The organism is Actinocrinis sp. (assembly GCF_035650855.1).
Classification (GTDB): Bacteria; Actinomycetota; Actinomycetes; order Streptomycetales; family Catenulisporaceae; genus Actinocrinis.
In genome coordinates this window covers 19,491-30,048 of record NZ_DASRGV010000085.1, presented here as the reverse complement: position 1 = coordinate 30,048, position 10,558 = coordinate 19,491, and the positions used below count along the sequence as shown (strand labels likewise).

Genomic DNA, 10,558 nt, shown 5'->3' with positions numbered 1-10,558 from the left:
CCCGGCCTCGGCCTGATCCCGCTGACCGAGCTGAACGTGCACGACCTGGTGACCTTCTATCGCACACTGGCCAAACGCAAGCGATCCCGTGATCGCGCCCCGTTGTCCGCGGCCACGATCCAACGCGTCAACACCACCCTGCGCGCCGCCCTGAACGCGGCCCGCCGCCAGGGCCTGATCGGCAGGAACCCGGCCACCGAGATCGGCCTGCCCCGCGGCCGCCGCCCCAAGGCGGTGGTGTGGACCGACGACCAGGCTATGTCTTCACCAATCGACGAGGCCAACCGCTGCACCCCGAATACCTCTACTACGCCCTCAAGAAGCTGATCAAGCAGGCCGACCTGCCGCCGATCCGGCGGCACGACCTCAGGCACACCGCGGCCAGCCTCGCGCTGCAGGCCGGAGCGGACCTGAAGGTCGTCTCCGACCAACTCGGCCACTCCTCCATCGTCCTGACCGCCGACACCTACATCAGCGTCCTCCCACCCCTCGCGCTCAAAGCCGCCGAAGCCACCACCAAACTCATCGCCAAAGCCGGACGACGCGCACCCGGCAGCAAGAAGCCACGCCACCGCGCAACCCCCGCCCGCGTAAGCATCCGGCCACCACGCTCAACTTCCGGGGCGTCACCGGCTGCCGCATCATCCGGCGGCACAATCAATGGCGCTCCCATCGACACCCGGCCCGCCACTGCATCCCAGGCCCGGTCCCGCGCGGAGCGGTCAGCGACCGGAAGGGCGGTGGTAGCCGCCTAACACGGCACACCGCCCGAGAACCGAACACGCGACTCGACACGGGCGCCGCGAAGCTGCGCCGAAAACAAGCCGGCGTGATCCAAGCAAACCAAGAGCCTCGTCGAGGCCGAAAATCGACGTGAAACGCGCCCGATCGCGGGATCACGGGGCCCAGCGGAGTCCCATCCGTGCCCCATCGGCGGGCACTGACTCACTCGGCGACGGGAACGCGCAGGTCAGGGAGTGGGGCGCGTGGGACTCGAACCCACAACCTACGGATTAAAAGTCCGCTACTCTGCCATTGAGCTAGCGCCCCTTGGCGCCAAGCGTAGCCAACTCCCAGGGCCGTTGGGTAACGAGTTGCGGCCGGCGTGGCAACGTCGCCGATGTGACGTCGGGCGTCGTAGCGTGGGTAGCGGGGTGCGGCGGCCGCGGCGGAAGACCGTATGCGGTGGGCGGTGGCAGCTGCGGTTGGCCAGCAACACAGGCAAGCAAGCCAAGCTTGGGTGCGGTGGGTGCGTGCTGGATTCGGCACTGATCGCGTGACTCGCCTGGCGACTCGCTCGGTGAACGCGCCCGATCCCGGTCGTGCAATCGTTTTGCCGAGGCTGGCACCTGTCCCGTATGCTCTACAGGTCCCCAACGGACGGACGTCCGGGGGAAACCGGGCCTCGTAAGAGGGCTCGGCCCCATCGTCTAGCGGCCTAGGACACCGCCCTTTCAAGGCGGCGGCGCGGGTTCGAATCCCGTTGGGGCTACGACCGGAAACGGTTGGGACGGACGGTCATGGCAGCCACGAGCGGCATGCTAGGATCGCCGGGCCGAACAAGCAAGGTCCTGTGGAGCAGCTAGGAGTGCTCGTCACCCTGTCAAGGTGAAGGTCGCGGGTTCGAATCCCGTCAGGACCGCTCGGAGCAGCCGGGCGTTGCGGATCATCTCCGTGGCGCCCGTCGGCATCCGGGGCCAGGTAGCTCAGTTGGTACGAGCGACCGCCTGAAAAGCGGTAGGTCGGCGGTTCGACCCCGCCCCTGGCCACAATCCGAACGACACGAGTAGCCCGAGCGTCAATCGCTTGGGCTACTTTGGTGAGTAGGGCTGGGCGGGAGGAAAACCACCGGTGATCTGGCGGTTCATACGTTCCGTGGTACTTCTTGAGCGCTCGACAACCGTGGGCGACACGATCTGACGGTTCGTCACGCTAGAATTCCCGCCCATGACCCCATCGCGTCCGATCGCGAATCAAGCCGGCGATCTTGCCCGCAAGCTCCTCGACGAGGGATTCGCAGTCTGCCGCCTGGATGCCGCCGGAAGCAGAAGCGTACGCGAGTTGTATACGCTGTCGACCGAATTCTTCCTTCAAGACGTTTCGGTGAAATCCCGACATCTCATTTCAAATCTCAGCAACGGCTACAGGCCGCTGATGAGCTCGCACTCGGGATCACCGGATCGGCCGGACCTGAGCGAATCTTTTTTGTACTGGCCGCATCGAAGAGAAGCTATTCCGTCACACGAACAGATTGCACCATTCCTTGACGCGCTAGAAAATTATCGGCGGTCTGTCGCCGAAATCACGCATACCGTGCTCGAGGGTCTGCGCGCGCATTACAACTACTCGCACGCGTTGCCTTTTGAGCAGGCGTCGGTCGTGCAGATCAACTCGTTCGGGATGCATACCAAAGAGCAGCTGCTGGTGCATAAGCATGAAGACGGCGTCCTGTTCACCATCATCTGGGCGAGCACGGAGGGCCTCGAAGGCTTCGTCGACGGCGACGTCAAGGCTTTCAAACTCGCCCCGGATGAGGCGCTGATCATGCCGGGCAGCGTCCTCACCTGCATGACCGGGGGCGAAATCCAGCCCTTCTACCACCAGGCGCGGAACTTCGGATACACGGAGCGCAAGTCGTTCATGTTTTTCGTCTGTCCGGATACCGATGACACCATTCACCCGTTCACCGTCAACGACACGAACCGGGACTGCGATGTCAGGTCGCTGGTGATCAACAATCCGCAGATGTTCGGGCTCGCCGAGGATTTCCTGCAGTAACGCGACCGAGCCGGGCCGGCCTACCGTGCCCTGACCAGACCTAGCCAGACCTAGCCAGACCTGGCCTGGCCTCAGGGAACCGGCCAGCGCTCCGCGAACGACTCGATCAGACGGAACCTGTCGATGAGCAGGGCCAGGTCCCGGGCGGCGAACGTGAAGCTGCTGGCGATCCACTCCCCGGCCGCGTTGTGCCGGGGTTCGAGGCCGCACCTCTCGTCCCAGATGACCATGTTGAGGCGCAGGATCGGCGGCAGCTGGTGTTCCGGGACCCGGAGCACCTGCACGCCCGCCTGGTGCTGCGCCATGGCGACGACGTCGAGCGGGCCGGTCCAGTCCCGGTAAATGAAGATGCGCTTGATGGTCACGCCCCGCTTCAACGCCTCCACGTTGAGCCGCCAATAGTTGCGGCTGAGGCTGGGAGAGAGCCACCAGGCAATGTCGTCGCCGGAACTCGTGGCCAAAAGACTCTCCCGCAGCTGCTCGGTGAGAGCGTGGACGGGGGAATTCGGCGACTCATCCGCGTCCGGGGTGACATAGTGTCCGCGCTGGAGCTCTTCCAGGCGTATGCGGCAATCCTCGAAGGCCTTTCGGGCGAGATCGACCGCCATCGTCTCGCCGTAGACCTTTTCCACGAAGGTGTATGCGCCTATGGCGTGGTCCAGCAGGCCCGGCATCCAGGCGATCGCCTCCATTTGCTCGAACATCCGCTGCTGCCGGGTCACGTGCTCTTGTTCCTCACGCTCGCGCAGCAGCGATTCCACCTGAAGAGTGATCGTGGTTCCGCTGAGGCCGGCGAACGTGGCGATCGCCGTGTTCAGGTCGGTCCTGAAATAGAAGAAGGCGCCGAGCACCGTGGAGAGGATCACGCCGATGCCGAGCGTCCACGCCTTCGATCTTCTGAGCTTTCCACGATCCATTCCGCTCCTCTTCACGGTGCGGGAGCCGAACCCTGCGGCCTCCCCCCTTGTTTTCGTACCCATATTCGGGGTGCGGGGCACGACCTCGGATCAGTGCTCTGCGCGTGCCTGCTCGACGGTGGGCATTGCCCCAGGCGGGTGAGGAGTGCGCGATAGGGTCCGGCGCGGTTTCCGCTGCTCGCAGTGTGCTGGTGTCTGTCTCAGACTCTTTAGTGCTAGTCAGACTTGTTAGTACACATGGGTTGCATTGCGTGACGTGGCGACGCCTCGGCGGTTGCTCAGTGCGGGTCCGGTCGCGTCTTCCGAATCGCGGGGACCGGGCCCGTTCACACCGTTCATTCTGGAGGAACCCCCATGCGCAAGCTGTTCGCGTTCGCGACGATCACCGGGGTCGCGCTCGCCACCCCGCTGATGGCCTCTGCTCCGGCGATGGCCGACGACGACGGGCCGCTGATCACCGTCGGCGAGGGCGCGTGCGTGGCCCCGTGGCACTGGGACGGCCCCCTCAACGTCCTGACCCACGACACCTACTACACCGCGTGCAACGCGCAGTCCGTGCACGAGCACAAGCCCGGCGAGATCGCCGGCGTGCTGGACGACTCGTGCATCGCGCCGTGGTACTGGACCGGCCCGGGCGACGTGCTGACCGGCTTCTTCGACGGGCCGGACGCGGGCGAGTACAACGCCTGCAACGGCAGCAACATGCCGTAAGGCAGGCGGGACCAGGGCACACGCCCGCACGACGACCTTGGATTGCGGCCCGGCCGTTAATCCAAGGTCGTTTCCGTTTTGGGCACCTATGCTTGACGGGTTATGGCAAGCGCGCGTTCCCTCCCCTCCTCCGTCGCTGATGTAGGCGCAGACGGTGCTGCTTCGAGTACACGCCCAAACGCTTCGACGGCACTCGACGACCTGCGCGCGCGGCTCGGCGAGGTCTCGCTGCGGGACGAGGCACGGCTGCGCCGCCGCCTGGACGGGGCACGCAAGGCGCGACGGCCCGAGGCGATAGCCGGGATTCGGGCGCAGATCACGGAGCAGATCGACGCGGCCGCGGCGCGGGTCGAGGCGCGGCGGGCGAACGTGCCGGCGGTCAGCTATCCGGAGCAGCTGCCGGTCAGCCAGAAGAAGGACGAGATCCTGGCCGCGATCCGGGACCACCAGGTGGTGATCATCGCGGGGGAGACCGGATCCGGCAAGACCACCCAGCTGCCGAAGATCTGCCTTGAACTGGGGCGCGGCGTACGCGGCGTCATCGGCCACACCCAGCCCCGGCGGCTGGCGGCACGCACCGTCGCCGAGCGGATCGCCGAGGAGCTCAAGACGACGCTGGGCACGGCGGTCGGGTACAAGGTCCGGTTCACGGACCACAGCAGCGACCAGACCAACGTCAAGCTGATGACGGACGGCATCCTGCTGGCCGAGCTGCAACACGACCGCGACCTGCTGCAGTACGACACGCTCATCATCGACGAGGCGCACGAGCGAAGTCTGAACATTGACTTCATCCTCGGGTATCTGAAGCAGCTGCTGCCCCGGCGGCCCGACCTCAAGGTGATCATCACCTCGGCGACGATCGATCCGGAGCGGTTTGCGGAGCACTTCGCGACGGTGAAGCAAGGGCAGGAGCAAGGGCAGGCGGTAAAAGCGCCGATCGTCGAGGTGTCGGGCCGGACGTACCCCGTCGAGGTGCGCTACCGGCCGATCGTGGACCTCGAGGATCCGGACGGCGACACGGACCGGGACCAGATCCAGGCGATCTGCGACGCGGTCGAGGAGCTTGAGCGCGAGGCGCCGGGGGACGTGCTGGTCTTCCTCAGCGGGGAGCGGGAGATCCGGGACACCGCCGATGCGCTGGGGCGGATGAACCTGCGCAACACCGAGGTGCTGCCGCTGTACGCGCGCCTCTCGACCGCCGAGCAGCACCGCGTCTTCCAGCCGCACGCGGGCCGGCGGATCGTGCTGGCGACGAACGTGGCGGAGACGTCGCTGACAGTACCGGGGATCAAGTACGTCATCGACCCGGGTACGGCGCGCATCTCGCGCTACAGCCATCGACTCAAGGTGCAGCGGCTCCCGATCGAGCCGGTCTCGCAGGCGTCTGCGAACCAGCGCGCGGGGCGGTGCGGACGTACCTCGGATGGCGTGTGTATCAGGCTTTATTCGGAGGCGGACTTCGCGGGGCGTCCGCAGTTCACCGAGCCGGAGATCCTGCGCACGAACCTGGCGTCGGTGATCTTGCAGATGACCTCGATCGGGCTGGGGGACATCGCGGCCTTCCCGTTCGTGGAGGCGCCGGATCGCCGCAATGTGCGGGACGGGATGGATCTGCTGCACGAGCTCGGAGCGATCGAGGCGCCTGAGCCTGGCGGGCAACCGAAGCTCACCGACGTCGGTCGCAAGCTGGCCCGGCTGCCCGTGGACCCGCGACTGGCGCGTATGGTCATCGAGGCCGCGAGCACCGGGTGCGTTAACGAGGTGCTGGTCATTGCGGCGGCGCTCTCGATTCAGGATCCGCGGGAGCGGCCGGCCGACAAGCAGCAGGCTGCGACACAGTCGCACGCCCGCTTCGTGGATAAGGAACAGCAGTCCGACTTCCTGACCTACCTGCGGCTGTGGGACTACCTGCGCGAGAAGCAGCGCGAGCTTTCCTCCAACCAGTTCCGCAAGCTCTGCAAGAACGAGTTCCTGCACTACCTGCGCGTGCGCGAATGGCAGGACCTGCATTCACAGCTGCGACAGGTGGCCAAGGACCTCGGGGCGACGGCGAACTCAGCGGCCGCGGACGCGGAGCTGGTACACAAGGCCGTACTGAGTGGGTTGCTATCGCACATCGGGACGTACGAGCCAGAGAAGCGGGAGTACGTCGGGGCGCGTAACGCACGGTTCGCTGTCTTTCCCGGCTCGTCGCTGTTCAAGAAGTCGCCGCGTTGGCTGATGGCGGCGGAGCTCGTCGAGACCTCGCGGCTGTGGGCGCGCATCGCCGCACGCATCGAGCCGGAGTGGGCCGAGGACCTGGCCGCCCACCTGGTCAAGCGCAGCTACAGCGAGCCGCACTGGTCGCGGGATCAGGGCGCGGTGCTCGCCTACGAGAAGGTCACCCTGTACGGGCTGCCGATCGTCGCCCAGCGCCGCGTCAACTACGGTCGCATCGACCCGGAGCTGAGCCGCGAGCTGTTCATCCGGCACGCGCTCGTGCAGGGCGAGTGGCGCACGCACCACGAGTTCTTCGCGCGCAACCGCAGGCTGCTCGAAGAGGTCGAGGAGCTGGAGAACCGAGCCCGGCGGCGCGACATCGCCGTGCACGACGACATCATCTTCGCCTTCTACGACCAGCGGGTGGGCAAGGACGTGGTCTCGGCCGCGCACTTCGACCGCTGGTGGAAACAGACCAAGCGGGAGAAGCCCGAGCTGCTGGACTTCGACCGGGCGATGCTGGTCAACGAGAGCGCCGGGGCGGTGCTCGAGGAGGACTACCCGGACGTCTGGCGGCAGGGCCGGCTGCGGTTCAAGCTGACCTACCAGTTCGAGCCCGGCGCGGACGCGGACGGCGTCACCGTGCACATCCCGCTCGCCGTGCTCAACCAGGTCGAGCCGGCCGGCTTCGACTGGCAGATCCCGGGCCTGCGCGAGGAACTGGTCACCGAGCTGATCCGCTCGCTGCCCAAGCCGATCCGGCGCAGCTTCGTGCCCGCGCCCAACTACGCCAAGGCGCTGCTGGAGCGGCTGCCGGCGCGCGAGGGCTCGCTGCTGGACGGCCTCGAACGGGAGATGCGCCGGATGGGCGCGCCGGGTCTCGAGCGCTCGGACTGGGACCTGGACCGGGTGCCGGAGCACCTGAAGATGACCTTCCGGGTCGTCGACGAGCGCGGGAAGAAGCTGGCCGAGGACAAGGACCTGGAAGCGCTCAAGCTGCGGCTGAAGGCGAAGGTGCGCGAGTCGATCTCGGCCGCGGCCGACGACCTGGAGCGCACCGGCCTGCGGACCTGGGACTTCGGCGCTCTCTCGCGCACCTTCGAGGAGCGGCGGCACGGCGTCGCGATGAAGGCCTATCCGGCGCTGGTGGACGAGGGCGGCTCGGTCGGCATCAAGCTGCTGGACACCGCCGAGGAGCAGGAAGCGGCGATGCGGCTGGGCACGCGCCGGCTGCTGCTGCTGAACGTGGTCTCGCCGACCCGCTCGATGCTCGCGGTGCTGGACAACCGGGAGAAGCTGGCGCTGGGCACGAACCCGTATGGGCCGGTGCCGAAGCTGTTCGAGGACTGCGTGGCGTGTGCGGCCGATTATCTGATCGATCGACACGGCGGACCGGCCTGGGACGCCGAGGGCTTCGCACAGCTGCGCGACAAGGTGCGCGCGGAGCTGGCCGAGACCGCGGAGAGCGTGGTGAAGCTCGCGGCGCAGATCCTGGCCGCGTCGCACGAGCTGGACCGGCGGTTGCGCGGCGCGGCGAGCCTGTCGTTGCTTCCGTCGCTCAACGACGCGCGCGGTCAGCTGGCCCGCCTGATTCGGCCCGGGTTCATCTCGCAGACCGGTTACGAGCAGCTGGCTCAGCTACCGCGCTACCTGCGCGCCCTTAGCTATCGGCTGGACAAGATGGCCGACGATCCATACCGCGATCAGGCCAATGTGGCGAAGATGCAGCAACTCGAGGAGGAGTACGAGGCGGCGCTGGCCCGGGTACCGCGCGGACGCCGTCCCGACGCACAGCTGCTCCAGGCACGCTGGATGCTTGAGGAGCTGCGGGTAAGCCTGTTCGCACAGCAGTTGGGGACGGCCTACCCGATCTCGGAGAAGCGTGTACGCAAGGCGCTGAGCTCCTGACGATCCCCGACGCTTCGCCACTGCTGGCTCCAGCGGTCCTGGGAGCGCGAAACCGGCCCGCGCGGTGTCTTCCGCGCGGACCGGCTTTGTCTTTCCCGTGTGTTGCCGGTGCTCCCGTAGCGGCTTTCAGCCCTCGGTGCGCTGCGCCGGGATGCCGGCCAGCAGCGCCCGAACCTCGGCCTCACGGTAACGGCGGTGCCCGCCGAGCGTGCGGATCGAGGTGAGCTTGCCGGCCTTCGCCCAGCGGGTCACCGTCTTCGGGTCCACCCGGAACATCGTCGCGACCTCAGCCGGGGTCAGCAGCGGCTCCGCCTCAGGCGTACGCGCGGTCATGAACGGCCTCCTCCAAGTGAACGGGACGCTCCGCGCCCCGATTCGGTTGGATCCTCCCCGATGGCCCGTCATGCCCGTGCTGTCCGCTTTTGGGCGTGTCGGTGATCGGACGAACGTCTTGTCGTTCAAGAACTAGAACTACACCATCCGGAGCGGTTTGGCGGCGAAGTCTATGAAATCGATACACAGGACCCACAACTTCGCCGAAACACCCGAGCCTGTCATTTGCGGACAGTAGCGACACGGTGACGGGTCGTCACGCGCAGTACTCCCGTGCGAATCCCCAGCCCCGAACCGGACAAGTCATGACAGGATATGGATCCGCACGGCCTGGGGGAAGCCCCGGTGCGCACCGAACGGCTCGAGCGGCTCTACGCTGGGCGCAGGCTTGACTGCGCACTCGAAAAGGAGTCCCGAGCAGTGACCAACACCGTCGCCACAAGCGCCCCGGTAACCACGCCTTCCCCCTCACCCTTCCAGACCGACGGCCCCGAGCAGGTCGTGTACTGCCACGACGAACCCAGCGGGCTGCGCGCGATCATCGCGATCCACTCGACCGCGCTCGGCCCGGCCCTCGGCGGAACCCGCTTCTACCCGTACCCGAACGAGGCCGAAGCCCTGGCCGACGTGCTGAACCTTGCCCGCGGCATGGCCTACAAGAACGCCCTGGCCGGCCTGGACCTCGGCGGCGGCAAGGCGGTGATCATCGGCAACCCGGCCACCGACAAGAACGAGGCGCTGCTGCGCGCCTACGGCCGTTTCGTGCAGTCCCTCGGCGGCCGCTACTACACCGCCTGCGACGTTGGCACCTACGTCCCGGACATGGACCTGGTCGCCCGCGAGTGCGACTTCGTGACCGGCCGCTCGCCGGAGAACGGCGGGGCCGGCGACTCGTCGATCCTGACCGCGTTCGGCGTCTTCCAGGGCATGCGCGCCTGCGCCCAGGCCACCTGGAACGAGCCGACGCTGGCGGACCGCAGGGTCGGAATCGCCGGGGTGGGCAAGGTCGGCCGGCATCTGATCGCCCACCTGCTCGAGGACGGGGCGCGGATCACGGTCACCGACGTGAACGCGGCCGCGCTCGACTGGGTCCGCCGCAACCACCCCGACGTCAAGGTCGTCGAATCCACCGACGAGCTGATCAAGGCCGGTATCGACGTCTACGCGCCGTGCGCGCTCGGCGGGGCGCTGGACGACGAGACGGTCGCCGCACTGTCCGCGTCGATCGTCTGCGGGGCCGCGAACAACCAGCTGGCGCACCCCGGCATCGACAAGGCGCTCGCGGACCGCGGGGTGCTGTACGCCCCGGACTACCTGGTCAACGCCGGCGGCGTGATCCAGGTCGGCGACGAGGCCGCGCACCTGCACCGCGGCGGCTTCTCCTTCGAACGCGCGCGCAAGCGGGCCGAGGGGATCTTCGACACGATGCTGAACATCCTGAAGCTTTCGGGTGAAGAGGGCGTGCCGCCGGCCGCGGCCGCCGACCGGCTCGCCGAGAACCGGATGCGGAACGTGTCGCGACTGCGCGGAATCCTCCTGCCGGAAGCGGCACACGCCCGCCGCAGCTAGCCGGAACGGGCGGTTTGCGTGCATCGGGTCACGGCCCACTCGGCCGAGGCTTGATGACCGCTGTGTGACCGCCGAGGCACCGTTCGTGCGCGGCGCCGGACCGGGCGATCCTCGGATCCGGCGCCGCCACGGCTTCGCGG

Annotated in this window: 7 protein-coding genes, 4 tRNA genes and 1 pseudogene; 9 read left to right on the top strand and 3 right to left on the bottom strand. The window is 67.3% G+C overall.

All coding sequences use genetic code 11. The annotated features are described in order from the left end of the window. A pseudogene (locus tag VFB40_RS06960) lies at nt 1-327 on the top strand (hypothetical protein); the annotation flags it as partial. Beyond that, entirely contained in the window at nt 240-755 is a 516-nt protein-coding gene (locus VFB40_RS06955) for a tyrosine-type recombinase/integrase (RefSeq protein WP_324848464.1), read from the top strand. The pseudogene VFB40_RS06960 and the gene VFB40_RS06955, both read left to right, overlap by 88 nt. A gap of 223 nt (nt 756-978) precedes the next feature. Here the strand turns inward: VFB40_RS06955 and VFB40_RS06950 are convergent. Beyond that, nucleotides 979-1,050: transfer RNA gene (locus tag VFB40_RS06950), tRNA-Lys, on the bottom strand. Nucleotides 1,051-1,419: 369 nt separating this feature from the next. Between VFB40_RS06950 and VFB40_RS06945 the strand changes: the two genes are divergently transcribed. The 4 genes from VFB40_RS06945 (at nt 1,420) to VFB40_RS06930 (ending at nt 2,778) form a co-directional block, all read left to right on the top strand. After that, nucleotides 1,420-1,492: transfer RNA gene (locus tag VFB40_RS06945), tRNA-Glu, on the top strand. A gap of 75 nt (nt 1,493-1,567) precedes the next feature. Then, nucleotides 1,568-1,642: transfer RNA gene (locus VFB40_RS06940), tRNA-Asp, on the top strand. A gap of 53 nt (nt 1,643-1,695) precedes the next feature. After that, a tRNA-Phe gene (locus tag VFB40_RS06935) sits at nt 1,696-1,769 on the top strand. A 178-nt stretch (nt 1,770-1,947) separates the two neighbouring features. Next, entirely contained in the window at nt 1,948-2,778 is an 831-nt protein-coding gene (locus tag VFB40_RS06930) for a 2OG-Fe(II) oxygenase family protein (protein WP_324848463.1), read from the top strand. 71 nt (nt 2,779-2,849) lie between these two features. Here VFB40_RS06930 and VFB40_RS06925 read toward each other — a convergent pair whose 3' ends face one another. Beyond that, on the bottom strand, nt 2,850-3,695 hold the full coding sequence (locus VFB40_RS06925) for a hypothetical protein (protein ID WP_324848462.1): 846 nt from the start codon (nt 3,693-3,695) through the stop codon (nt 2,850-2,852). 354 nt (nt 3,696-4,049) lie between these two features. Here VFB40_RS06925 and VFB40_RS06920 point away from each other — a divergent pair, with 354 nt between their 5' ends. Then, nucleotides 4,050-4,406: a hypothetical protein gene (locus tag VFB40_RS06920; protein ID WP_324839033.1), complete on the top strand. Its 357-nt coding sequence runs from the start codon at nt 4,050-4,052 to the stop codon at nt 4,404-4,406. Nucleotides 4,407-4,508: 102 nt separating this feature from the next. Further along, nucleotides 4,509-8,516, top strand: a complete 4,008-nt coding sequence (gene hrpA / locus VFB40_RS06915; RefSeq protein WP_324848461.1) for an ATP-dependent RNA helicase HrpA — start codon at nt 4,509-4,511, stop codon at nt 8,514-8,516. Nucleotides 8,517-8,642: 126 nt separating this feature from the next. Here the strand turns inward: hrpA and bldC are convergent, their stop codons facing one another. Continuing rightward, the gene (gene bldC / locus VFB40_RS06910) at nt 8,643-8,849 is read right to left on the bottom strand and encodes a developmental transcriptional regulator BldC (protein ID WP_324839035.1); all 207 of its coding nucleotides are present in this window, start codon (nt 8,847-8,849) and stop codon (nt 8,643-8,645) included. Between the two features lie 501 nt (nt 8,850-9,350). Between bldC and VFB40_RS06905 the strand changes: the two genes are divergently transcribed. Beyond that, nucleotides 9,351-10,418, top strand: coding sequence for a Glu/Leu/Phe/Val family dehydrogenase (locus VFB40_RS06905; RefSeq protein WP_349261371.1), 1,068 nt, complete (start codon nt 9,351-9,353; stop codon nt 10,416-10,418). Nucleotides 10,419-10,558: the final 140 nt, after the last annotated feature.